The organism is Amycolatopsis deserti, from assembly GCF_014653945.1.
GTDB lineage: Bacteria > Actinomycetota > Actinomycetes > Mycobacteriales > Pseudonocardiaceae > Amycolatopsis_E > Amycolatopsis_E deserti.
In genome coordinates, this window is sequence record NZ_BNAU01000011.1 from 39,411 (window position 1) to 62,050 (window position 22,640).

The window sequence follows — 22,640 nt, forward strand, 5'->3', positions numbered from 1 at the left end:
AGAGGGTTGCCGTGAGAGCTGTGTTGATCGCCGGCGCGCTGGCCGGTCTGGCGGTGCTGGCCGGCTGCGGGCCGGACAAGGCCGCGCCGGAGGAGAACGCCGCCGCGATCACCTGGTCGGAGCACGTGTGCGCGGCGGTCCGCGACGGCGGCGCGAAGCTGTCGCAACTGCCCGGGGTGGACGCCTCGGACGTCGGCAAGGCGCGGGAGGGCCTGGTCACCTACCTGGCGTCGCTGTCGCAGGCCCTGACCGACCTGGGCAACGGCATCACCCGGGAAGGCCCGCCCCCGGTGGCCGACGGCCAGGCCACGGTGGACCGCGCGATGGACACCCTGAACGCGACGAGGTCGTCGGTGGACGAGGCGCGCACCGCGCTGGAGTCGGCGCCGGTCACCGACCAGGCGAGTTTCGAGCAGGCGGTCCGCGGTGCCAGCGACGCCTTCGCCAAACTCGGAACCGCCACGGAAGGCCCGACCAAGGACCTGACGAACAACCCGGAACTGGCGAAGGCGTTCGAGAAGGCGCCGACCTGCCAGGCACTCGACGGCGCATAATCCTCCCCAACCAAACCGCCACCCGGCAACGCACAGCAACCACCCCACGAGCCACCCCGCTCCCGCAACCCGATCCCCAGCCAAATCGGTTGCCGAGCCACCGGGTCAAGGCACGCTTTCCCGCCTTGACGCGGTGTCTCGGCAACCGAACACTGAAAGATCGGGTTCGGGAGGGCCACTCAATCCGGGCGTAGCGAAGCGAAGCCGGCGATTGAGAAACCCGCGTAGCGGCTACGAACGCCGCGTAGCGGCTACGAAACCCCCAGCAATCGAGCGGCTCGCAGCGCGATCTCCAGGTCCGACCGGCTTTCCGGATCGTTCAGCCGCTCCCCGAACAGCTCCTCCAGCTGCCGCATCCGGTACCGCACGGTCTGCGGATGCACGCCCAGCCGGTCGGCCATGTCCGGCGCCGTCCCACTGGACTGCAGCCAGGCCAGCAACGTCTGACCCAGCCGCGTCCGCTGCTTGTCGGTCAGCCCGTCCAGCGGCGCGAGGCACCGCCGGATCAGCTCCGTCACCAGGAACTCGTCCGACAGCAGCCACAACGTCGCCAGGTGATCGGTCGCGCGCGCCAGCGGCGGCGCCTCGATCACCCCGCGCCGGGCCAGGTCCACCGTGCGCCGGGCCCAGCGCAGCGACATCGCCGCGTCACCCAGCTTCACCTCTGGCCCGATCACCGCGCGCCACCCGGCCAGGGCGGGTTCGAGCGAGCCCGCCGCGATCAACGACGGGTCGGCCAGCAGGCACGGCTGCGGCCCCTCCAGATCCATCAGCACCTCGCTGTCCAGCGACGGCGGCTCGCGGTGGTGCTGGTCGGCGCGCGGTTCCAGGGCGACCGCGACGACCCGCTCCGGCAGCCGCCACCCGGCCGTCGCGGCCAGGCGGGCGATCGCCTTGGGGGACGCCGGCGGGTCGGCCAGGATCAGCTCCAGCAGCTGGCGTCGCTGTCGCGCCCGGGTTCCGGCGGCCCGTTTCTGCGCGGCCGCGTACCCCTGCAGCGACAGGGCGGAGATCTCGTCGACGTAGGCGAAGATCGCCTCCGCCCCGACGCACAGGAAGTCCGTCGACAGGCCCAGCGACTGGCTCACCGACGCCACGTACCGCCACGCCACCCGGCCGCCGACGCGGTAGGCGGTCTGCAGCTGGTCCAGCGTCCGGCCCTCGCTGAACTCGACCTTGCCCAGGTGCCGGAACACACCCATCCAGGCGTCCTGCGGCGCGGCGGGGTTGCCGAGGTTGTCCATGCAGTGCCGGACCGCCTGCTGGATGCTGTGCACGATGGTGCGCCCGAACGGGCCCTCCAGCGGCCGCGCGTACTCCGGCACGGCGAGCTGGATCTCGCGCAGGATCTCGGCCGTCATCGCGTCGGCGTGCGGCCGGAACGCCTTCGCCAGCTCGCGCGGCAGCGAGGCCCACAGCCTGCTGGCGCGTCCGATGCCGGCGCTGAACTCCGGCGCGTTCTGGCGCTGGCGCGGCGGGAGCCCCGGCGCGCGGGGCGGTCTTCGGGAGGCGTTCGCCCGCACGGTGTTCCCGTGCCGGTAACCGGCATCGGTGGTCATGATCTACCTCTGATCGCAACGAAAATCGGCGGCGATTCCGGTGGTCGGGAGGAACAACATCGCACCACGCCCCGTGCTTGGCAAGGATCTCTTGCGTGAGCGGAGCAACCGGGCGAAGCGATCGGTCCAGCGCAGCGCACCGGGGTGAGTGCCGCCGTCCCGGTTTCCCTCACCCACGTGACAAATTCGCGCGCTCACGGCTGGGCACCCCGCGCGGCGAGGCGCTGCGCGCGCAACGCCAGGTGCATGCTGAACCGGTCCTCGCTGTCGTCCAGCCGGTCACCGAACAGCTCCCGCAGCTGGTGCAGCCGCGCCCGCACGGTCTGCGGATGCACCTGCAGGCGCTTGGCGATTTCCGGCGCCCCGCCACGGGTTTCCAGCCACGCGAGCAGGGTTTCGCCGAGCCGGTCGCGCTGCTTGTCGCCGAGGGCGTCCAGCGGCCGCAACGCCTGCCGCGCCACCTCGGCGGCGAGGAAGTCCTCACCCAGCAACCACAACGCGGACAGCTGGTCGACGCACCAGGTGATCGGCTCGTCGCCGGGGCTCGCGGGCAGCAACGCGAGCGCGCGCCGGGCGGTGCGGTGCGCGGCGGGCGCGTCGGCCAGCGCGACGGTCGGCGAAACCGCGGCGCGCCAGCCGTTCCAGCGCCCGGTCAGCGGGAACAGGTGCCGTTTCGGGCGGGTGGTCAGCAGGCACGGCCGCGCGCTCTCCAGGTCCACCAGGACCTCGTCGTCCAGCAGCTCGACGGGGAAGTCGGCGGTGCCCTCGGCGCGTTCCAACGCGACGATCGCGACCTTGTCCGGCAGGGCCCAGCCCGCGCCCCGGGACACGTTCGCGAGCGTTTCCGGCCCGGCGGGACGGCCGGACAGGATCAGCTCGAGCAGCTGCCGTCGTCGCCGCTCGATGGTGCCGCCGGAACTGGACTGCGCCTCGTGGAACCCGTCCAGCGCGGTGGCCGACAGATCCTCCACATAGGCGAAGATGATTTCCGCCGCATGGGCCAGCACCTGCGGCGACGCGCCCGCCTTGCGCAGCACCGGCGCCACGTACTGCCACGCCACGCGCGCGCCGATGCGGGCCGCGGCCTGCAGCGCGTCGAGGCTGCGGCCGTCGGCGAACTCCCGCCTGCCGCGCTCGCGGAACAGCTCGATCCAGTCGTGGTGCTTGATCGCGGGGTTGCCGATGCTTTCGATGACGTGCCGCACCGCCTGCTCGATGCCCTCGGTGAAGACCCGGCCGAACGTCCCGGTGAGCGGGCGCGAATAGGCCGGCACCGACCGCTGGACCTCCCGCATGATCGCCGCCGCGATCCGCCCGGTGTGCGGGCGCAGTTCGACCGCGACCCAGCGCGGGCCGGAGGCGAGCAGCTCCGCGTTCCGGTTCTCTACCAGGACGAACGACCCCCTCTCGTGACGTCGGGCAGTCGTTCATGTTACGGCCGATGACCGGTGGCGGAAGGAGCCGAACGTCATTCGGTCTTCGGCGCCCGATATTTGTCACGCTGCGACGAAGTCCGGCACCGGATAGGTTGTCCCGCGTGCGAAAGCGGATTCTGATCACCGGCGCCAGCGCCGGGCTCGGCGAGGAGATGGCGCGCCAGTTCGGGGCCCTGGACCGGGATCTGGCCCTGTGCGCCCGGCGGCTTCCGCGGCTGGAGGAGCTGCGCGAGGAAGTGACGGCGGCGCATCCCGGTGTCACAGTAGCGGTTCGCGCCCTGGACGTCACCGACCACGACGCGGTGTTCCGGGTGTTCGGCGAGCTGCGCGACGAGCTGGGCGGGCTGGACCGGATCGTGGTCAACGCCGGGCTGGGCAAGGGGCAGCCGCTGGGCACCGGGTACTTCGCCGCGAACAGGCAGACGGCGGAGGTGAATTTCGTCGCCGCGCTCGCCCAGTGCGAAGCCGCGATGGAGATCTTCCGCGAGCAGGGGGCCGGGCACCTGGTGGTGATCTCGTCGATGAGCGCGATGCGCGGCATGCCGCGGAACCTCACCACCTACGCCGCCACCAAGGCCGGCGTGGCCGCGCTGGCGGAGGGCATCCGCGCCGACACGCTCGGCACGGACATCCGGGTCACGACGATCTTCCCGGGCTACATCCGGTCCGAAATGAACGCCCGGGTGCGCAAGACGCCGCTGCTGGTCGACACCAAGCCCGGCGTGCGGTCGATGGTGCGGGCCATCGAGCGGGAACGCCCGCACGCCTGCACCCCGGCCTGGCCGTGGACCCCGCTGAGCTTCGCGATGCGGCACCTGCCCCTGCGCTGGGTGGGGAAGTTCGTCTGAGGGGGCCGGGACCCGCGGCGGGTCCCGGCCGTCGGTCAGCGCGTCAGGAACTCCTCCGGCCGCAGCGCCCGCGCCACGATTCGCGTGTCACCCAGCCAGCCGTAGTACCCCTGGCCGTACTTTTCCGCGAACTGCGTCCCGCCGAGCGCGAACGGCTTGCCCAGCGTGGTGATCCCGCGCGAGTCTTCGGCGGCGTTGCGGGCGATCCGTGAACCGTCGACGTAGACCACCGTGCGGCGGCCGTCGTTGACCACCGCGACGTGCGTCCACCGGCCGACCGGCAGCGCGTGGCTCCACGAGGTCGGGTCGGCGTCCCGGTCGACCGGGTACACCACGAACTGCAGAAAGCGCTCTCCGGACAGGTTGAGGCTGCACGTCGGCTCGTCCGGGGACCAGCCGCTGGTCTTGCCGGCGTCGCCGCTGCGGCCCTCCCAGCTCAGGATCCCCATGAACGCGTGGTCGCCGGTGAACGGGTCGGGCAGCTTGAGGAACGTCTCGATGGTGTAGCCGCTCTCGAAGCGGGCGCGGGTCAGGGGCGCGGTCGCGCTGGTCCGCAGCACCGCCCCGCGGTCGGGGCTCTGGCCGCCGTCGAAGCGCAGGCTCCCGTGACCGGGCGCCGCACGGTGGTGGTCGGCGGAGAAGGTGAGCACGTCAGCGGGCCCGTCGTGCAGGCGGGTGACCGTGAGGTCGTTGCCGTTGCCGGACAGGTCCCGCGCGACGGCACCGGCGGCGACCGGGCTGCCGTCGGCCCCGGTGAGGCCCTCGCCGTCGAAGCGCCAGTACGCGACCGTGCCGGGGATGACGACCTTCGCCGCGGGCAGGGCCGGCAGCGGCGCGGGCGGGAACCGGCTGTCGAAGTCGAGCTCGACGGTGAACCGGTCGGTGTCGCCGGTCAGCTCGTGGGTCTCGGCTTCCAGGGCGGTCGGGTCCCGCCGCGCCTGGAGCCAGGGGGAGAAGGTGCTGACGTCGATCACGCCCCGCGCCAGGTCGAACGCGTAGTACCGCAGCATGCCCGCGCCGCCGTAGTAGCGGTCCTGGTAGTTGGTGATGTGCAGGTGCACGGGGTGGCCGTGGTCGTTGGTCAGCGTGGTGCGGCCGGCGGGCCAGTAGTGGCCGCCCAGGGCGAGGAAGATCTGGTCGTAGCGGCGGATGACCTGGTCCCACAGCCGCTGCCCGTGGTCGGACAGCTGGGCGCCGCCGCCGTCGGTGGGGTAGACGAGGTCGTGGGTGGTGAGGATCGTCGGCAGCCCCCGGTGCGCGTCCAGGACGCTCTTCGTCCAGGCGATCCCGGCGTCGGAGACCCGCCAGTCGAGCGCGAGCAGCAGCCACTGCCGCCCGGCGGCGCGGAAGAGGTGGAAGCTGTGGTACCCGTCGGGGGAGCAGCCCCGGTAGGTGGCCGAGCGGGCGAAACGGCGCGGGCCGAAGGTCCGCAGGTAGGGCGTGTCGCCGCGCTGGTCGTCGCCGGAGACGTCGTGGTTGCCGGCGAGGACGCTGTAGGGCATGCGGCCGTCGATCGTGCGGAAGACGTCGTCGGCCTGGCGCATCTCGGTGGCCGTGCCGTGCTCGGTCACGTCGCCCAGGTGCGCCAGGAAGACGATGCCGTCCTCGCGGCGCCGCTCGACGACGTGGCGGAAGGTGGCGCGGACGGGCTCGGGGTCGGACCCGCCTTCGTCGAACAGGTACTGCGTGTCGGGCACGACCGCGAGGGTGAACCGCGGGCTGTCGGCATCGGCCGCTTCGGCCGCCTGAGCGGGCTGGGCCCCGAGCACGGCCGCGGCCGCGACGGGGGTGCCGACGGCCGCCTGGAGCAGCGTCCGGCGAGCGAGACCGGGGGATGGGGAACTGTCGGACATACCGCCTCCTGGGCTGAAAAGTCGCGCCCAGCCTGGTGATCATGTCTGACGTCCCGATGTCCCTTCGTGGAACGATCCCCGCCCGCCCGGTGAACCTTCCCGCGCCGGCGCCGCCGCTTGCCCGCAAGACCCGCGTCACCTGCCCGCGAGTCCCACCTCCCACCCTCCCGCCCGCGAGTCCGGTGCTCAGGAATCCGCGCCGCGGCCGGTCTTCTCCTGCAGCCGGTCGATGAGCTGCGACGCCTCGGCCTTGGTGAGGTTCTCCGGCAGCTCCTCACCGGCCTCGCGGGCCAGTGTCTGCAGGTAGGAGCGCTGCGGGCCGGTCATCTGCTCCTCGCCCGTCGTCCAGTCCTGCGGGTCCTTCTCCGGGTTCTGCGGTCCGGTCACCGCACACCTCCGTTCGCCGATGTGTTCGAAACCGGCATACCCCGGCCGGGCCCGCGTTATGCCCCTGCCCGGATCTCGTTGAGGTAGTTGTAGATCGTGTACCGGGTGACCTCCAGCTCCCCGGCGAGGTAGTCCACCGCGTCCTTGATCAGGAAGAACCCGGCCTCGTCCAGCTCGCGCACCACCGCGGCCTTGTGCTTCTTCTTCATCAGCCCCACCGGGATCCCGGTCTGCGCGACCGCCCGGTCCACCAGGAACCGCTGCAGGCTGTCCACGTCGGGCGGGAAGCTCTCCGCCCGCACCTCGCTCGCCGGCCCCTGTGTCACCTCGCTGTTCACGCACAGGCACCCGATCGCCACCCCGTCGGCATCGCGCAGGAAGATCGTCGACGAGCGGATCGGCCTGCCGTCCGGGCCGTGGGTCTCGTAGTTGGTCAGGTCGTGCGTCGTGCCGCGGCGCACCAGCCCGAGCAGCAGGTCGGTCATCGGCCCGCCGGGCTCGCGGCCGGTGATGCCGCCCGCGATCGCGACGATCGAATCCGGCAACTTGGACAGGTCGTGCAGCACGACCTCGTTGCCGGGCCCGAGCATCGCGGCCAGCCCGCTCACCGCGGGAACCAGCGCGGACAGCACCGAGTCGGTGGCGGCCGCCGTGGGCACCTGGGTGGCCGGCATCGGACGCGACAAGTATTCCAGCGCGGTGCGGACGGCCTCCACCGCCGACGCCGGCGTGGACGCGTGCGGGGACAGCCGCACGTGGTCGGTGCGCACGGTGGCGGCGATGCCTTCCGCGGCCAGCACCGCCCCGACTCGCTCCGCGGGGTGCCCGGGCAGGCTGAACGCGAGGATCCCGGCGCGCCGGCCGGTCGCGGACACGATCTCCGCGCCCAGCGAGCGCAGCATCTCCTCCAGTTCGCCGACCCGCTCGGCGATGCGCGACTCGATGGCCGCGACCCCGGCCTCCTCCACCAGCTCCAGCGCCGCCGCGAACGCGCCCGAGGTGACCGGGCTGAGGTTGCTGACCGACCACGACGCCGCGAACTCCGCCGGCGGGTGGATCTCGTCGTCGAACAGGCCCGCGTCGTGCGCGCCGGTCCAGCCCGACAACAGCGGCCGCATGCGCTCCAGCGCCCGGTCCGACAGCACCGCGAAACCGGTGCCCCAGCCCGCGCGCAGCCACTTCTGACCGCCGACGACCAGCACGTCGGCCGCCTCCCACGGCGCCTCGATCACACCGAAACCCTGGATGCCGTCGACCACGAGCAGCCGGTCACCGACGGTTTCCCGCAGCGCGGCGAGGTCGGCGCGGTAGCCGGTGCGGAAGTCCACGGCGCTGACCGACACCAGCGTGGTGTCCCCGGTCAGCTCCCGCGCCACCACCTCCGGCGTGACGTACCCGCGCGGCGGGCGCATCCGGCGCAGCGTGATCCGGCCGGCCTCCTCGGCGCGCGCCCACGGGTAGGTGTTGGCCGGGAACTCCGCGGCCGACACCAGCACCTCGCCGGGCGGGGCGTGGAACGCGGCCTGGAACAGGCCCTGGCTGGTGTTGGGCAGCAGGATGACGTGGTCGGTGTCGGTGCCGCACAACCGGGCCACCGCCGCCTTCGCGCGGACCTCCTGCCGCATCAGGTCGTCCACTGTGGACGGGCCGGCCTTGGCGGAGGAGTTCAGCAGGCGCGCGGTGGTGTCCACGACGGCGTGCGAGGGCGGGCCGTAGCGGGCGAAGTCCAGGTAACCCGCGGGCTCGTCGAACTGGAGCAGGTAGCTGGGCGAGATCCTGGCCATCAGAGGATGCGCGCCAGGAACTGCCGGGTGCGCTCGTGTTCCGGCGCGCCGAGGACCTGTGCGGGCGGCCCGGTCTCCACCACCGCGCCGTCGGCCATGAAGACGACCTCGTCGGCCACCTCCCGCGCGAACCCCATCTCGTGTGTCACGACCACCATTGTCATCCCTTCGGACGCGAGCGAGGTCATCACCTCCAGGACCTCGCCGACCAGCTCCGGGTCCAGCGCCGAGGTCGGCTCGTCGAACAGCATCAGCTTCGGTTTCATCGCCAGCGCCCGCGCGATCGCCACGCGCTGCTGCTGGCCGCCGGAGAGCTGGTCGGGGTAGGCGTCGGCGCGGTGCGCGAGGCCGACCCGGTCCAGCAGGTCCAGCGCGGTCCGGCGGGCCTCGGCGGGGGACAGGCCCCGGACCCGGACCGGGCCCTCGGTGACGTTCTGCAGCACGGTGCGGTGGGCGAACAGGTTGAACCGCTGGAACACCATGCCGATGTCCCGCCGCTGCCGGGCGACCTCGCGCTCGCGCAGCTCGTGCAGCTTGCCCTTGTGCAACCGGAAGCCGATCGGCTCACCGTCCACCCACACCTGGCCGCCGTCGATCGTCTCCAGGTGGTTGACGCACCGCAGGAACGTGCTCTTGCCCGCGCCGGACGGTCCGAGCAGGCACACCACCTGTCCCTTGTGGACGGACAGGTCGATGCCGCACAGCACCTCGGTGCCGGCGAAGTGCTTGCGCACGCCGACCGCGCGCAGCAACGGCTCGGTCATGTCAGGCCCTCCGCAGGGTCGTCAGGGCGCGGCCGACGCGCGACCACGGCCGGGCGGTGTGCTGGTCGGCCGCGAACGCGCGCTCCAGGTAGTGCTGGCCGACGCTGGCGACGGTGACCACGACCATGTACCAGATCGCGGCGGCCAGCAGGGTCTCCATCACCAGCAGGTTGTGCGACGAGATGTTGTTGGCCGCGTGGATCAGCTCGGTCACGCCGATCACCGACGCCATCGACGTGCCCTTGAGCATGTTGATGAAGTCGTTGCCGGTCGGCGGGATGATGACCCGCATCGCCTGCGGCAGCACGATCCGGCGCAGCGTCATGGCCGGGGTCATGCCGATCGACTTCGCCGCCTCGGTCTGCCCGCGGTCCACGCTGTTCAGGCCGGCCCGCACGATCTCGGCCATGTAGGCGCTCTCGTTGAGCGCGAGGCCGAGCAGCGCGGCGACGAACGCGCTGACGATGACGTTGGTCGGCTCGTGCACCAGGTAGCCGCCGGTGAACGGCAGCGGGATCGAGACGAACTCGAACACCAGCGCCAGGTTGAACCAGATCAGGATCTGCAGCAGCACCGGCAGCCCGCGGAACAGCCAGATGTAGACGGCGGCGACGACGCGGGCCACCGGGTTGGCCGAGCGGCGCATCAGCGCGATCACGACGCCGATGACGATCGCCACGGCCTGCGCGATCACCGCCAGCAGGACGGTGTTGAGCAGGCCGACGGCCATCACCCGGTACCACAGGAACTCCGGCACCGTGTCGTAGGAGATCCGCGCCTGCGCCAGCACCACGCCGAGCACGGCCAGCAGGGCGAGGATGACCACCGCCGAGACCCAGCGGCCCCAGTGCCGCAGGCGCACGATGGGCAGTTCGGCCTGCGGCACCCGGGTGGTCAGGTCAGCTTCCGGCATTGACCGTCACCTTCGTGATCGCGCCCTGCTTCACACCCCACGCGTCGAGGATCTTGCCGTAGGTGCCGTCGTCGACCAGCGCGGTCAGGGCCTTCTCGACCGCGTCGCGCAGCTGCGGGTTGGCCTTGTTGACGCCGATTCCGTAGGGGCCGCCGTTGATCGGCTCGCCGGGCACGACCTCGAAGAACTCGCCGCCACCCGCGTTCTGGCTGACGTAGGCGGCGGTCGGCAGGTCGTTGAGGATGGCGGCGACGCGGCCGGTGCGCAGCTGGTTCTGGTTCTGCGAATCGCTGTCGGTGGCCGTCGTGGTGATCTCCGGCTTGCCGGCCTGGACGCACTTGGTGCTCTGCTCGGCGGCGAAGGTCTGGTGGCTGGTGCCCTGCACGACCGCGACGGTCTTGCCGCACAGCGAGTCCGGGCCGGTGATGCCGTCCGGGTTGCCCTTGCGGACCATGATCGTGATGCCGGAGGTGAAGTAGTCCACGAAGTCGATCTGCTGCTGGCGGGCCTTCGTGTCGTTCATCCCGGCCATCGTCAGGTCGAGCCGGCCGGACTGCAGGCTGGTGATCAGCGAGCCGAACGCCATGTCCGTGTGCTGGGCGGTCAGGCCGAGCTTGGCCGCGACGGCCTTGGCGATGTCGACCTCGAACCCGACCGGGGTCTTGCCGTCGGCGGAGTAGAAGTTGTTCGGCGCGGACTGCATGTTCGAGCCGATGTTGAGCTTGCCGGCCTGCGCGATGGGAGCCGGCAGGCCCGCCGCGAGCTGCGGGTCCTTGGTGACGCCCTGCAGGATGGCCGCGGTGTCCGGAACGCCCGGGCCGGTCGCGGCGCCGCCGCCTCCGGCGCCGTCGGACCCGCCACCGCAGGCCGCCGTGAACAGCAGGCAGCCGGCGACCAGCGCACCCCAGCGCGTCACCCGTGACTTCGCAGACATGGCATCTCCTCACCCGATCGAACGATGAGCAGGGACGCTACAACCGGGTGTTGAAGACGTCAACTGTGAGTTGAAATTCGGTCGTCAGGTGGCGGGGAAGTCGAACTGGTAACCCTGCGCGATCAACCAGGGGAGGAGTTCGGCGAGGGCGGTGACGGTCTGTCGCCGCTGGCCGCCGCCGTCGTGGAGCAGGATCACCGCGCCGGGGTGCACGGCCTGCTGCACGGTCGCCACGATCGCGGGGGCGCCCGGAAGCGTCCAATCGCGCGAATCGACCGACCAGCCCAATGACGTCATCCCTTCGCGGGAAGCGATCGCGGTGATCGTGTCGGACCAGTTCCCGCCGGGCGCGCGGAAATAGGGAACGGGAACGTCCCCGTCGGCCGCGAGCCGCAGATCCGCCCGCGCTCCGGTGATGTCCGCGGAAATGCGCGCCTCGTTCCGCTTCGCGAGTTCCTCGTCGTGGCTGACGGTGTGGTCGCACAGCCGCATTCCGCGCTCAACGACCAGTTCCACGAGTTCGGGATGGCGGCGCACCTGCGCGCCGACCATGCAGAACGTCGCGACCGCGCCGTGCCGCGCCAGCAGGTCCAGAACTTGCGGCGTGTAGGCGGGGTCGGGGCCGTCGTCGAAGGTCAGCGCCACGAACCGGCCGGGGCGCGCGGTGGTGCGGACGGGCGCGCCCGGCGCCGGGGGCGGGCTGGACGTGGTGGCGGCGCCGATTTGTTGTCCTGCTTCGGGTGGCGGCGTGGCGGGGGTGCCTTCGGCGCCGGACCAGGACAGCGAAATGATCAGCGAGATCGTCACGAGCACCGCGGAGATCAGGGCGGCCCATCGGTAGCAGTACGGCGGGCGCAGCACTTGATAGCGCATGGGCACCTCCACGAATCGCGACGTCGCCCGCGCACAATAGAGTGAAAACTGATTCGGTCGGGGGAATTCGGGGCGTGTCCGAAAAGGTGGCTCAGTAGAAATGCCGTAGCTGCGGCCAGAGTTGCGACCAGGGTTGGGTGACGGTGTCGCAGAGCGTGATGACCGTGCCCTGTTCGTCGTTGTCGAGGCCGAGCCCGTTGTCGTGTTCGGCGGCGACGCGGCAGTCGCCGAGGCCGGCCATGGTGGTGGCGCCGACCAGGACGACCGGGCCGGTGTGGCTGTCCGGCGGCGGTCCCCAGTCGGCGTAGGACATGTGCCCGGAGTAGGGCTGCGGCAGGCCGAGTTCGGGGCCGTAGCGCTCGATCGCGCCGGCCTGGCCGTAGTTGCGGGTCAGGATCACCGCGGTGGCCTGCTGCGGAGCCGGGATCCGGCGCCAGACGCCGGCGACCGTGGCGGTGAACTCCGGCCAGCCGACCTGCTCGCCCTGTTCCTTGTTCATCGCCAGCACCGGGTCGAGCCCGTCCGGCGGCAGCACCGGCAACGCCACGACGACCGACATCGCGGTGCCGATGACCGCGAGCCCGCCGGCGAGCCCGCGCCGGGCCGCGCGCCGTCCGCGGGCGAGCCAGCGCACGGTGGGTTCGGCGCCCGCGGCCATCAGCAGCACGAGCAGCGGGATCGAGTAGTACGGCTTGCCGCCCAGGACGAGCAGCTCGACGCAGACCACGAAGTAGGCCACGACCAGGGCGCGTGCCCACCGCAGCCGTGGGTCCCGCCACAGGCGCACCATCCCGGCGAGCCACACCGGCACCAGCACCGGTGAGAGGTAGACCAGTTGGAGCGGCACGAACAGGACGCGGTTCTCCGCGCCGTCGTCCGAGCTGATCCCGGAGGCGACGGTGAGCAGGGGCCAGCCGTGCGCGGCCTGCCACCACACGACGGGCGCGGCGAGCGCGGCCGCGATGACGACGCCCGCGGGCAGCCACGCGCTGCGGAACACCTGACGCGGCCCGGTGACGAGCACGGCGATGCCCAGTGCCGAGAGCAGCATCAGCAGGAGCCACTTGTTGGCGAGGCCCGCCCCGGCCACCGCGCCGATCGGGAGCCACCACCGGCCGTCGCCGGTGCGCAGCAGTCGCATGGCGAGCAGGCCGATCGCCACCCACACGAGCAGGTCGAAGGTCGCGGTGCCGAGCATGTGCCCGACGACGAGAACGAACGACGACAGGGCCGCCGCGCCCGCCGCGAGGGTCTGCGCGCTGCGCCCGCCACCCAGCTCGCGGGCGACGAGCGCCACGAGCGCGACGGTGACCAGCGCCGCGACGGTGGCCAGTGCCCGCACGCCGGCCGGGCTGTCGCCGAACACGGCCGCCCCGGCCCGGGCGAGCAACGGCGTGAGCGGCGGCTGGTCGACATATCCCCAGTCGAGCCGCTTCCCGGCGGCGAGGAAGTACAGCTCGTCGCGGTGGAACCCGTAGCGCGGTGAGGCCAGGCTGAGCACAAGAGCCTGCCCGGCGAGGACAAGCCCAACCGGCCCGGCGGCGAACTGGGGCAGCGGCTGGGCGGTGGGTGTGCTGGGTTCGGTTGTCGTGCCGGTCATGTCGTTCTCCCCCCCGACCTGCGCGCGCCCCGCAGGCCCCTCACGGTGGCCCGCGCCCCCGGGGCGCGCAAGGCTCCAAACGGTCGCATCGACCGCTTCCCCCGTGCCGCCCGCAGGCGCGTGTCGTGATCGGACAGTCACGGTGCGGCTCTTGATGCGGCAGCAGCATCGCGCTCCAATCGGGCCAGGGGCCAGGGTGCACGGCCCGTGGCCGACGGCCCCCGGCCCGCGACGCACGACGCACGGCGCACGACCCGCGGCCCACGGCCCGCGGCGGCGCACCGCCCGCGGCACGGCGCACGGCCCGCGGCCCACGGCGCACGGCCCGCGGCCCGCGGGGTGCGGGCCATGGGTCACCCGCTCCAAGGGCCGCGGGCCCAACGGGCTCCCGGGCAACCGGCTCCACGGCCACGGGCCCCACGGGGCACGGGCCACGGGCCAGGGGCCACGGCCCGCCGGCTGCAGGCCACCGGTCCGCAGGGGCACGCTCCTAATCCATAGGCACGCTCCTGATCCGTGGGCACGCTCCTAATCCGGTAGCAGGGGCACCGTCGGGCCGTCGTCGTGGCCGAGGAGCATCGCTCGCGTCACCGCTTTCGCTCCGTAGCGGTCGCGCACCTGGTCCAGCGCCGCGTCCAGGGCGTCCGGTGGGTGTTCGCCGAAGGGCAGCTCCAGTTGCAACGGCGTGTCGTTGTCCAAGTTGGATAGTGCGAGGCCGATCAGCGTGATCCCCCGCTCCCGGATCATGGGCATCGCCGCGGCCAGCAGGCCCCGCGCGGTGGCGAGGATGTCCTCGGTGTGCGCCGTCGGGTGCGGCACCGTCTGCGACCGCGTCGCGCGGCTGTAGTCGCCGAACCGCATCCGCAGCACCACCGTCCGGCACACGCGGTGCGCGGCCCGCAACCGCCGCGCCAGCCGGTCGGTCAGCGCGGCCACGATCTCGTCCAGCTCGTCCGGCGAACGCGCCCGCCGCCCCAGCGCCCGCTGCGCCCCGATCGACCGCCGCCGCCTCCCGACGACCACCGGGCGGGGGTCCCGGTTGTGCGCCAGCGCGAACAGGTGCCGCCCACCGGCCCGGCCGAGCAACGCCACCAGCTCCGCCTCGCCCCGCTCGGCGACCTGCCCCACCGTCCGGATGCCCCGCGCGTGCAGCTTCTCCGCCGTCACCCGCCCGACGCCCCACAACCGCTCGACTGGCAGCGGGTGCAGGAACTCCAGCTCACGATCGTGCGGCACCACGAGCAGCCCGTCCGGTTTCGCCACCCCGCTGGCGACCTTGGCGAGGAACTTCGTGCGCGCCACCCCGACCGTGATGGGCAGCCCGACCTGCTCGGCCACCGCACGCCGCAGGCCGGCCGCGATCTCGCTCGGCGAGCCGGCGATCTTGGCCAGCCCACCGACGTCGAGGAACGCCTCGTCGATCGACAGCCCCTCCACCAGCGGCGTGGTCTGCTCGAACACGGCGAACACCGCCTTGCTCGCCGCGCTGTAGGCCGACATCCGCGGCGGCACCACCACCGCCGACGGGCACAGCCGCAGCGCCTGGCCGCACCCCATCGCCGTGCGCACCCCGCGCGCCTTGGCCTCGTAACTCGCCGCCAGCACCACCCCACCTCCCACGATCACCGGCCGCCCGCGCAACGACGGGTCGTCACGCTGCTCGACCGACGCGTAGAACGCGTCCAGGTCGGCGTGCAGGATCGGGCCCTCGTTCGTCACGAACACATGTTCGCACCCACCCCCGACAATTTCCGGTCTTCGGTGGGACGCTGTCCGCATGGCCGAGAACGATCCGAAGGACGATCTGCACCGGTACCTCCAGCAGGCCCGCGAGGTGATGCTCTGGAAGCTCGAGGGCCTGTCGGAATACGACATGCGCCGCCCGATGACCCCGACCGGCACCAACCTGCTCGGCCTGGTCAAGCACCTCATCGGCTGCGAACTCGGGTACTTCGGGGCCACCTTCGGACGCCCGTTCGGCCGCGAGCTGCCCTGGCTGTCCGACGCCGAACCCAACGCCGACATGTGGGCGCGCGCGGACGAATCCAGCGCGGAGATCGTCGCCCTCTACCGCCAGGCCTGGGCGCACGCGGACGCCACCATCGGCGCGCTCGCGCTGGACGCCGTCGGCCACATCCCCGGCCGGGAGCCGGTCACCCTGCACCGCGTCCTCGTGCACATGATCGCCGAGACCCAGCGCCACGCCGGCCACGCGGACATCGTCCGCGAACTGGTCGACGGCGCCGCCGGCATGCGTCCCGGCACCGGCAACCTGCCCGACGCCGACAAGCAGTGGTGGGCCGACTACCGGGAGCGCCTGGAGCGGGTCGCGCGCGAATCCTTGCCTTGACGTCAGCGGCAACCTTTACGCTCGATCACATGCGAATCGGGGAGCTGGCGCAGCGGGCCGGGACCACCACGCGCGCGCTGCGGTTCTACGAGTCACAGGGGCTGCTGGCCGCGCGCCGGGCGCCCAACGGCTACCGCGAGTACGGCGAGGAGGACTTCCGGCTCGTCAAGGAGATCCAGACGCTGCAGGCGGTCGGGTTCAGCCTCGACGACACCCGGCCGTTCGTGGAGTGCCTGCGGGCGGGCCACGAGACCGGGGACTCGTGCGCCGACTCGATCGAGGTCTACGAGCGCAAGCTCGCCGAGGTCGAGGCCTTCCTGGACCGGCTGCACGCCGTGCGCGACGACCTGCGCGCCAAGCTCACCGAGGCGCTGGACCGAGAACCCGGCCCGTGCCGGGTCACCACTTCGTTCGAGGAGTCCCGATGACCGCCACCGACACCGCCGGCGCCGTGCTCGCCGTCACCGACGAGACCTTCGAGGCGGAGGTGCTGCGCCACGAGGGGCCCGTGCTGGTCGACTTCTGGGCGCAGTGGTGCCCGCCGTGCCACATGATCGCGCCGGTGCTCGCCGAGATCGCCGCCGAGCGGGCCGGCACGCTGACCATCCGCAAGATCAACTGCGACGAGAACCAGCGCGTCGCGCGTGACCTCCAGGTGATGTCGATGCCGACGCTGGTCCTGTTCCGCGACGGCGCACCGGTGGCGCAGTGGGTGGGCGCCCGGCCGAAGGCCCGGTTGCTCGCCGAACTCGACGCGGCACTGAACGCATGACCCGCGCCACCGGGTAGGCCGCTGCCCGGAGGTGCGACGGACGGCGGCACGGGCGCGTTCGCCGACGAGACGGTGTCCGCCAGTCGCCGCACGGGCACCACTTCCGCGACAAGTCCACTTCGGACGCCGGGCCGGCGTCCGGCGGCGTGTGCCGCGGCTACCTGAGCGCGGCCCGGCGCTGGCCCAGGTGGTCGTCGTGGCGCTGTCGACCCCGGCACGGACGTTCACCGCCCACATGGCCCAGCGCCTGGTCGTCGGCCGCGCATCGCGCTGGTGACCTGCCTGCGGTGGTACCCGCGTCAGTCCCGTAGGCGAGCCCGGGCCAGCAGCGTCGACGCACCGGTGACGACGGCCCGGCCCGCGCCCCGCACGCTCGAGGCGAGCACGGTGGCCCAGTCGAAGTAGTCCCGCCACAGCACGATCCGGCCGTCCCGCACCTCGAACGTGCCGCACACCCAGAACCGCGTCTCCCAGCTCCCGGCGCGCAGCACGTCGGTCCGCTCGGTCAGCACGATCGGGCCGTCGGCGGCGATGTGGTGCACCCGCGCCTCGAACCCGATGCGGTAGCGGCTGAGCAGCCGCAGCTGCTTCTCCACGGCCGCGATGCCGCGCGCCGGCGGCAGCGGGACGTTCTGGTACACCACGTCCGGGTCGGCGAAGGACAGCGCGCCTTCGACGTCGTCGCGTTCGAGGGCCGTCAGGAACGAGGTCACCGTGCTCTTCGGGTCCGCCATGGACCCAGGCTAACCGGTCAGAACGGGCGATCACCGGCGATCGCGACGCGTTCGGCGACCCGGGCGTGCGGGTGGTAGTCGTTGACCGCGTAGTGCTGCGTGGCGCGGTTGTCCCAGAACGCCACCGAGTTCGGCCGCCAGGAGAACCGCACCTGGTATTCCGGCACGTGCGCCTGCGCGAACAGCAGCCGCAGCAGGCGGTCGCTCTCGGCGCGGTCCAGCCCGACGATGTGCGTGGTGAAAGCCTGGTTGACGAACAAGGTCTTGCGCCCGGTTTCCGGGTGCGTGCGCACCACCGGGTGCTCGACCGGCGGGAAGCGGTCCTGCCAGCGGGCCAGCAGGTCGTGGTCGGCGAAGCGGGCGAAACCGGGCACGAAGTCGTGCACCGCGCGCAGGCCGTCGATCCGCTCGCGCACCTCGGCCGGCAGGTTGTCGTAGGCGGCGGCCATGTCGGCCCACAGCGTGTCGCCGCCGAGCGGCGGCACCTCGACCAGGCGCAGCACCGAGCCGAGCGCGGGCTCCGGACGCCAGGTGACGTCGGTGTGCCAGATGTTTTCGAACCCGGGCATCCCGGCGCCGCGGGCGAACCGGGTGACCTCGTCGGAGTCGCCGGAGGGCAGGAACGGGTTGGTCTCCAGCGGACCCCAGTTGCGCGCGAACGCCCGCTGCTGCGCCGGAGTGATGTCCTGGTCGCGGAAGAACAGCACCTTCCACTCCAGCAGCGCCCGGTTCAGCTCGTCCCGCAGCTCCGGTGTGAGCGGCCTGCTGAGGTCCACCCCGGTGATCTCGGCGCCGATCACGCGGCCCAGCGGGCGCAAGTGGAACATCTCGTAGGCGCGCGACCTGGCGTTCTCGTGCAGGCGCGAGAGGAGCCGCGGACCCTCGAGGATGCCGTCGTCCGGAACCTCGGCCGAGCGCAGGCGGTGGACGCGTTCGGGCAGCTCGACGGACATTTCGCGGACCTCCCGGGATGATCGCGGACAGGGTTCGATGATCACCGCGAGTCACCGGAGGCGGCAAGATACGTCCAGTATGTGGTCATCTCGTGCGGGAAAGAACTGACCGTGGGACCCTGCCAGGCCGTAGGGTTTGCGTCGTGAGCCTGCCCATCCTCATGACCGTCGACGACGACCCGGCCGTGTCCCGGTCGGTCGCCCGTGACCTCCGCCGTCGCTACGGCCAGGACTACCGCGTCGTGCGCGCCGCCTCCGGTGCGGACGCGCTCGAAGCACTGCGCGAGATCAAGCTGCGCGGGGACGCGGTCGCCGCCATCCTCGCCGACTACCGCATGCCGCAAATGGACGGCATCACGTTCCTGGAGCAGGCGATGGACCTGTTCCCGTACGCGCGGCGCGCCCTGCTGACCGCCTACGCCGACACCGACGCCGCGATCCAGGCGATCAACGTCGTCGACGTCGACCACTACCTCCTCAAACCGTGGGACCCGCCGGAGGAGAAGCTGTACCCGGTGGTCGACGCGCTCGTCGACGCGTGGCGCGCGGCCGGCGACCGTCCGGTCGAGGAGACGAAGGTGATCGGGCACCGCTGGTCCTCGCCGTCCTACAAGGTGCGGGACTTCCTCGCCCGCAACTCCGTGCCGTACCGGTGGTACTCGGTCGAGGAGCCGGAGGCCTGCCGCCTGCTCGAAGCCGCCGAGTGCGCCGCCGAGGACATCCCGGTGCTGATCACCCCGGACGGGACCGTGCTGCGCAAGCCGGACGGCGAGCAGATCGCCGACGCCGTCGGGCTGTCCACCCGGCCCGCCGCGGAGTTCTACGACCTGGTCGTCATCGGCGGCGGTCCCGCCGGGCTCGGCGCGGCCGTCTACGGCGCCTCGGAAGGGCTGCGCACCGTCCTGGTCGAGCGCCGGGCGACCGGCGGCCAGGCCGGGCAGAGCTCCCGCATCGAGAACTACCTCGGCTTCCCGGACGGTGTGTCCGGGGCGCAGCTGACCGACCGGGCCCGCCGCCAGGCCCAGAAGTTCGGCGCGGAAGTGCTGACCGCGCGGGACGTGACCGAGCTGGAGGCGCGGGGTTCCGCGCGGGTGGTCCGGTTCGGGGACGGCAGCGAGATCGCGGCGCACGCGGTCGTCCTCGCCACGGGGGTGTCCTACCGGGCGCTGGAGGCCGAGGGGGTCGCCGAGCTGACCGGCCGTGGCGTGTTCTACGGCTCGGCCGCCACCGAGGCGCCGGAGTGCGACGGCGAGCACGTCTACATCGTCGGCGGCGCCAACTCCGCCGGGCAGGCCGCGGTGTTCTTCTCCCGCTACGCCAAGGACGTCTCGATCCTGGTGCGCGGACCGTCGCTGCGCACCTCGATGTCGCACTACCTCATCGAGCAGATCGAGGCGATCGGCAACATCCACGTCCGGACCCGCACCACCGTCCTGCGCGCGCACGGCAGCGACCACCTCGAAGCGCTGACGCTGTGCGACGAGGAGCAGGGCATCACCGAGACCGTGCCGACCGGGCACCTGTTCGTGTTCATCGGCGCCGCGCCGCGGACCGAGTGGCTCGGTGACGACGTGTTGCGCGACGAGCACGGCTTCGTCTGCACGGGCGCCGACCTGCTGGTGGAGGGCAAACGTCCGCCGGGGTGGACCCTCGACCGGGACCCGCACCACCTGGAGTCGTCCATCCCGGGTGTGTTCGTGGCCGGGGACGTCCGCTCGCAGTCGGTCAAGCGCGTCGCCTCGGCCGTCGGCGAGGGCGCGATGGCCGTCTCCCTCGTGCACCGCTACCTGGAGGCACGATGACCGAGCCGCAGCTGACCCGCGAGTTCCTGCGCGAGCTGTTCCTGTTCACCGATCTGTCCGACACCCAGCTCGACTGGATCCTCGAGCACACCAAGCTGGAGCACTACCCGGCCGGCACCGCGATCATCAACGAGGGCGATCCGGCGACGTGCTTCTACGTGCTGCTGTCGGGCGCGCTGCGGATGACGCGGCTGGTCGGCGGCAGCGAGGTGGAGACCGTCCGCTCCGACCAGCGCGGCGCCTACTGCGGGGCGACGCAGTTCTTCTACGGGCAACAGCAACAGCGCTACGGCGCCTCGGTGTACGCGATCACCGATCTGACGTTCCTGACGTTGCCCGCCAAGGAGTTCGCCGACCAGTTCCGCAGCTGGTTCCCGATGGCGACGCACCTGCTGGAGGGCTCGTACCTGGGCTGGCGCAACAGCGACGCGCTGATCGGGCAGCGGCGGCGGCTGCTCGCGCTGGGCGAGATGTCAGCGGGGCTGACCCACGAGCTGAACAACCCGGCGGCCGCGGCGGTGCGCGCCACCGCGGCGCTGCGGGAACGGGTCGCCGGCATGCGGCACAAGCTGGCGATACTGGCCAAGCGGGACATCGAGCCCGATCTGCTGGAGCTGTTGTTGGAGGTCCAGGAGCGGCTGGTCAAGCAGGTGGCCGACGCGCCGCCGCTGACCGCGATGCAGCAGGCCGACCGCGAGGACGAGATCGGCGACTGGCTCGAGGAGCGCGACATCGAGCAGGGCTGGGACCTGGCCCCGATCTTCGTCGCGGCCGGCCTGACCGCCGAAAGCCTCGACCACGTGCTGGAGTCCGTCGGCGACGGCCTGCTGGACGGCGCCCTCCGGTGGCTGGCGTACGCGCTGGAGACCGAGATGTTGATGGGCGAGATCGAGGACTCGACCACCCGCATCTCGGCGCTGGTCGGCGCGGCCAAGCAGTACTCGCAGATGGACCGGGCGCCGCACCAGTGGATCGACGTGCACGACGGTCTGGATTCCACGCTGGTGATGCTCGCGGGCAAGATCGGCACCGGGGTGAAGGTGGTCAAGGAGTACGACCGGGGGCTGCCGACGGTGCCGGCGTACGCGGGCGAGCTGAACCAGGTGTGGACGAACATCATCGACAACGCGGTGAGCGCCATGCAGGGCACGGGAACGCTGACGCTGCGCACCACCCGCGACGGCGACCGGGTGGTGGTCGAGATCGGCGATACCGGGCCGGGCATCTCGGCGGAGACCAAGCAGCGGATCTTCGAGCCGTTCTTCACGACGAAGCCGGTGGGGGAGGGCACCGGGCTCGGCCTGGACATCTCGTGGCGCATCGTGGTGGACCGCCACCGCGGCGACCTGAGGGTCGAGTCGGAACCAGGCGACACGCGGTTCCGGGTCTACCTGCCGATCACGGAGCAGGCCTCGGAGTGAGGGCGCGCCGCTTCGCCGGTTCACCGAGCGAAGCGGCGCCCCACCACGGACGGCCCGAGGGGGTGGGTGGCCCCTGAGTGCAGACGGAAGGGGACGGGCCGCTGAGCGCAGGGCGAAGTGCGACGGGCCGCTGAGGGGGCGGAGATCGGAGGCTCGCGCCGGCGGGTCAGGTGAGCGGATGGCGTTCGGCGCCCGTTGCTGTGGAGCCGGTGGTGGCGGCCGCGCGCCGCGCCAGGGCGCCAGCGCCCCTGGCTTCCGCTCTCGAAGCGGCGCTGCGCGCAGTGCGAGGAGATGCGCGCTTCCGGCGGAGCGTTGCTCGAGCGGGGGGTTGCAGAGCTAGTGTGCCCCTGCGGTTTCCGGGCGGTAGCGGCGCTGTGCGCAGTGCGAGGAGATGCACACTGCCGGCGGAGCGTTGCTGGAGCGGGGGGTCGCAGAGCTAGTGTGCCCCCGCGGTTTCCCGGCAGTAGCGGCGCTGTGCGCAGTGCGAGGAGGAGCGTGCTTCTGGCGGAGCGTTGCTGGAGCGGGGGGTTGCAGAGCTAGTGTGCCCCTGCGGTGTCCGGGTGGTAGCGGCGCTGTGCGCAGTGCGTGGAGATGCGTGCTTCTGGCGGAGCGTTGCTGGAGCGGGGGGTTGCAGAGCTAGCGTGCCCCTGCGGTTTCCCGGCGGTAGCGGCGCTTGGCCGCCGCGGGGACCGGCCAGCGCATTCGCACCGTGGTGCCCTGCGGGCCTGGTGCGATCTCCGCCCGTTCGGACAGTGCGCGGATCAGCGGCAGTCCCCGGCCGTGCAGGGGGCCCGGGTCCGCGGCGGGCGGCTGCCAGCGCCCCCGGTCGGCCACGGTCACGTCCACCGCGTTCCCGCGCAGCTCCGCCGACAGCTCCAGCGGGCCGTCGGCCTGGGCCGGGTACGCGTGGGTCACCACGTTGATCATCGCCTCATACGCGGCCAGCGCCATCGCGTCGGTGGTGTCCTCGGGCAGGTCCACCTCGTTCGCCCACCGGGTGAGGGCCTGTCTCAGAGTCGTCGCGTTGCGCGACCGCGCCGGCACCAGTCGGTGCAGGCGTTGATCTCCGGCGTGCATCGAAGTCCCCTCGGCGTGTTCTTCGT

Annotated in this window: 21 protein-coding genes; 7 read left to right on the forward strand and 14 right to left on the reverse strand. The window is 72.1% G+C overall.

Translation table 11 applies throughout. The features are described from left to right. Positions 1–11: 11 nt before the first annotated feature. Positions 12–554, forward strand: coding sequence for a hypothetical protein (locus IE290_RS33825; protein ID WP_191248805.1), 543 nt, complete (start codon positions 12–14; stop codon positions 552–554). A 251-nt stretch (positions 555–805) separates the two neighbouring features. Here IE290_RS33825 and IE290_RS33830 read toward each other — a convergent pair whose 3' ends face one another. Both IE290_RS33830 and IE290_RS33835 read right to left on the reverse strand, forming a co-directional pair. Continuing rightward, on the reverse strand, positions 806–2,113 hold the full coding sequence (locus IE290_RS33830; protein WP_191248806.1) for a PucR family transcriptional regulator: 1,308 nt from the start codon (positions 2,111–2,113) through the stop codon (positions 806–808). 194 nt (positions 2,114–2,307) lie between these two features. After that, complete coding sequence (locus IE290_RS33835; protein ID WP_229874872.1) at positions 2,308–3,408, reverse strand: PucR family transcriptional regulator; 1,101 nt, start codon at positions 3,406–3,408, stop codon at positions 2,308–2,310. Positions 3,409–3,650: 242 nt separating this feature from the next. Between IE290_RS33835 and IE290_RS33840 the strand changes: the two genes are divergently transcribed. Then, positions 3,651–4,397 carry an SDR family oxidoreductase gene (locus tag IE290_RS33840; protein ID WP_268246444.1) on the forward strand — a complete coding sequence of 249 codons (747 nt, stop codon included), beginning with the start codon at positions 3,651–3,653 and terminating at the stop codon, positions 4,395–4,397. A gap of 35 nt (positions 4,398–4,432) precedes the next feature. Here the strand turns inward: IE290_RS33840 and IE290_RS33845 are convergent, their stop codons facing one another. The 9 genes from IE290_RS33845 to dinB form a co-directional block, all read right to left on the reverse strand. Next, positions 4,433–6,250, reverse strand: coding sequence for a LamG-like jellyroll fold domain-containing protein (locus IE290_RS33845; protein ID WP_191248808.1), 1,818 nt, complete (start codon positions 6,248–6,250; stop codon positions 4,433–4,435). 186 nt (positions 6,251–6,436) lie between these two features. Next, positions 6,437–6,637, reverse strand: coding sequence for a DUF3072 domain-containing protein (locus IE290_RS33850; protein ID WP_191248809.1), 201 nt, complete (start codon positions 6,635–6,637; stop codon positions 6,437–6,439). Positions 6,638–6,693: 56 nt separating this feature from the next. Beyond that, on the reverse strand, positions 6,694–8,421 hold the full coding sequence (locus IE290_RS33855; protein WP_191248810.1) for an aminotransferase class V-fold PLP-dependent enzyme: 1,728 nt from the start codon (positions 8,419–8,421) through the stop codon (positions 6,694–6,696). After that, complete coding sequence (locus IE290_RS33860; protein WP_191248811.1) at positions 8,421–9,185, reverse strand: amino acid ABC transporter ATP-binding protein; 765 nt, start codon at positions 9,183–9,185, stop codon at positions 8,421–8,423. Before IE290_RS33860 ends, IE290_RS33855 begins: the two co-directional genes overlap by 1 nt. Before the next feature lies 1 nt (position 9,186). Continuing rightward, positions 9,187–10,098 carry an amino acid ABC transporter permease gene (locus tag IE290_RS33865; protein ID WP_191248812.1) on the reverse strand — a complete coding sequence of 304 codons (912 nt, stop codon included), beginning with the start codon at positions 10,096–10,098 and terminating at the stop codon, positions 9,187–9,189. Next, positions 10,085–11,032, reverse strand: a complete 948-nt coding sequence (locus tag IE290_RS33870) for an ABC transporter substrate-binding protein (protein WP_191248813.1) — start codon at positions 11,030–11,032, stop codon at positions 10,085–10,087. Before IE290_RS33870 ends, IE290_RS33865 begins: the two co-directional genes overlap by 14 nt. A gap of 84 nt (positions 11,033–11,116) precedes the next feature. Next, the gene (locus IE290_RS33875) at positions 11,117–11,905 is read right to left on the reverse strand and encodes a polysaccharide deacetylase family protein (RefSeq protein ID WP_191248814.1); all 789 of its coding nucleotides are present in this window, start codon (positions 11,903–11,905) and stop codon (positions 11,117–11,119) included. Between the two features lie 91 nt (positions 11,906–11,996). Continuing rightward, positions 11,997–13,505 carry an ArnT family glycosyltransferase gene (locus IE290_RS33880; RefSeq protein WP_191248815.1) on the reverse strand — a complete coding sequence of 503 codons (1,509 nt, stop codon included), beginning with the start codon at positions 13,503–13,505 and terminating at the stop codon, positions 11,997–11,999. Positions 13,506–14,033: 528 nt separating this feature from the next. Next, positions 14,034–15,230, reverse strand: coding sequence for a DNA polymerase IV (dinB, locus tag IE290_RS33885; RefSeq protein WP_191248816.1), 1,197 nt, complete (start codon positions 15,228–15,230; stop codon positions 14,034–14,036). A gap of 52 nt (positions 15,231–15,282) precedes the next feature. Between dinB and IE290_RS33890 the strand changes: the two genes are divergently transcribed. Genes IE290_RS33890 through trxA form a run of 3 tightly spaced genes read left to right on the forward strand, consistent with a single transcriptional unit; the run spans position 15,283 to position 16,627 of the window. After that, positions 15,283–15,855 carry a DinB family protein gene (locus IE290_RS33890; protein ID WP_191248817.1) on the forward strand — a complete coding sequence of 191 codons (573 nt, stop codon included), beginning with the start codon at positions 15,283–15,285 and terminating at the stop codon, positions 15,853–15,855. A 29-nt stretch (positions 15,856–15,884) separates the two neighbouring features. Beyond that, positions 15,885–16,283, forward strand: a complete 399-nt coding sequence (locus tag IE290_RS33895) for a MerR family transcriptional regulator (RefSeq protein WP_191248818.1) — start codon at positions 15,885–15,887, stop codon at positions 16,281–16,283. Continuing rightward, on the forward strand, positions 16,280–16,627 hold the full coding sequence (trxA, locus tag IE290_RS33900; protein WP_191248819.1) for a thioredoxin: 348 nt from the start codon (positions 16,280–16,282) through the stop codon (positions 16,625–16,627). Before IE290_RS33895 ends, trxA begins: the two co-directional genes overlap by 4 nt. A gap of 299 nt (positions 16,628–16,926) precedes the next feature. Here trxA and IE290_RS33905 read toward each other — a convergent pair whose 3' ends face one another. Both IE290_RS33905 and IE290_RS33910 read right to left on the reverse strand, forming a co-directional pair. Next, on the reverse strand, positions 16,927–17,361 hold the full coding sequence (locus IE290_RS33905; protein WP_191248820.1) for a limonene-1,2-epoxide hydrolase family protein: 435 nt from the start codon (positions 17,359–17,361) through the stop codon (positions 16,927–16,929). A gap of 17 nt (positions 17,362–17,378) precedes the next feature. Next, positions 17,379–18,314 carry a TauD/TfdA dioxygenase family protein gene (locus IE290_RS33910; protein ID WP_191248821.1) on the reverse strand — a complete coding sequence of 312 codons (936 nt, stop codon included), beginning with the start codon at positions 18,312–18,314 and terminating at the stop codon, positions 17,379–17,381. Positions 18,315–18,457: 143 nt separating this feature from the next. Here IE290_RS33910 and IE290_RS33915 point away from each other — a divergent pair, with 143 nt between their 5' ends. Continuing rightward, on the forward strand, positions 18,458–20,116 hold the full coding sequence (locus tag IE290_RS33915) for an NAD(P)/FAD-dependent oxidoreductase (RefSeq protein ID WP_191248822.1): 1,659 nt from the start codon (positions 18,458–18,460) through the stop codon (positions 20,114–20,116). Next, the gene (locus IE290_RS33920) at positions 20,113–21,537 is read left to right on the forward strand and encodes an ATP-binding protein (protein ID WP_191248823.1); all 1,425 of its coding nucleotides are present in this window, start codon (positions 20,113–20,115) and stop codon (positions 21,535–21,537) included. The genes IE290_RS33915 and IE290_RS33920 overlap by 4 nt, the downstream gene beginning before the upstream one ends. A 636-nt stretch (positions 21,538–22,173) precedes the next feature. On the opposite strand, the gene IE290_RS33925 is transcribed toward IE290_RS33920, so the two are convergent. Beyond that, a complete protein-coding gene (locus IE290_RS33925; protein ID WP_191248824.1) occupies positions 22,174–22,614 on the reverse strand; it encodes an ATP-binding protein in 441 nt (146 codons plus the stop codon). Positions 22,615–22,640: the final 26 nt, after the last annotated feature.

Coding starts and splice junctions, on each gene's coding strand:
- IE290_RS33830 (WP_191248806.1), bottom strand. CDS start 2,113: ATGACCACCGATGCCGGTTACCGGCACGGGAACACCGTGCGGGCGAAC.
- IE290_RS33835 (WP_229874872.1), bottom strand. CDS start 3,408: ATGCGGGAGGTCCAGCGGTCGGTGCCGGCCTATTCGCGCCCGCTCACC.
- IE290_RS33845 (WP_191248808.1), bottom strand. CDS start 6,250: ATGTCCGACAGTTCCCCATCCCCCGGTCTCGCTCGCCGGACGCTGCTC.
- IE290_RS33855 (WP_191248810.1), bottom strand. CDS start 8,421: ATGGCCAGGATCTCGCCCAGCTACCTGCTCCAGTTCGACGAGCCCGCG.
- IE290_RS33860 (WP_191248811.1), bottom strand. CDS start 9,185: ATGACCGAGCCGTTGCTGCGCGCGGTCGGCGTGCGCAAGCACTTCGCC.
- IE290_RS33865 (WP_191248812.1), bottom strand. CDS start 10,098: ATGCCGGAAGCTGACCTGACCACCCGGGTGCCGCAGGCCGAACTGCCC.
- IE290_RS33870 (WP_191248813.1), bottom strand. CDS start 11,032: ATGTCTGCGAAGTCACGGGTGACGCGCTGGGGTGCGCTGGTCGCCGGC.
- IE290_RS33875 (WP_191248814.1), bottom strand. CDS start 11,905: ATGCGCTATCAAGTGCTGCGCCCGCCGTACTGCTACCGATGGGCCGCC.
- IE290_RS33880 (WP_191248815.1), bottom strand. CDS start 13,505: ATGACCGGCACGACAACCGAACCCAGCACACCCACCGCCCAGCCGCTG.
- IE290_RS33890 (WP_191248817.1), top strand. CDS start 15,283: ATGGCCGAGAACGATCCGAAGGACGATCTGCACCGGTACCTCCAGCAG.
- IE290_RS33895 (WP_191248818.1), top strand. CDS start 15,885: ATGCGAATCGGGGAGCTGGCGCAGCGGGCCGGGACCACCACGCGCGCG.
- trxA (WP_191248819.1), top strand. CDS start 16,280: ATGACCGCCACCGACACCGCCGGCGCCGTGCTCGCCGTCACCGACGAG.
- IE290_RS33905 (WP_191248820.1), bottom strand. CDS start 17,361: ATGGCGGACCCGAAGAGCACGGTGACCTCGTTCCTGACGGCCCTCGAA.
- IE290_RS33910 (WP_191248821.1), bottom strand. CDS start 18,314: ATGTCCGTCGAGCTGCCCGAACGCGTCCACCGCCTGCGCTCGGCCGAG.
- IE290_RS33920 (WP_191248823.1), top strand. CDS start 20,113: ATGACCGAGCCGCAGCTGACCCGCGAGTTCCTGCGCGAGCTGTTCCTG.
- IE290_RS33925 (WP_191248824.1), bottom strand. CDS start 22,614: ATGCACGCCGGAGATCAACGCCTGCACCGACTGGTGCCGGCGCGGTCG.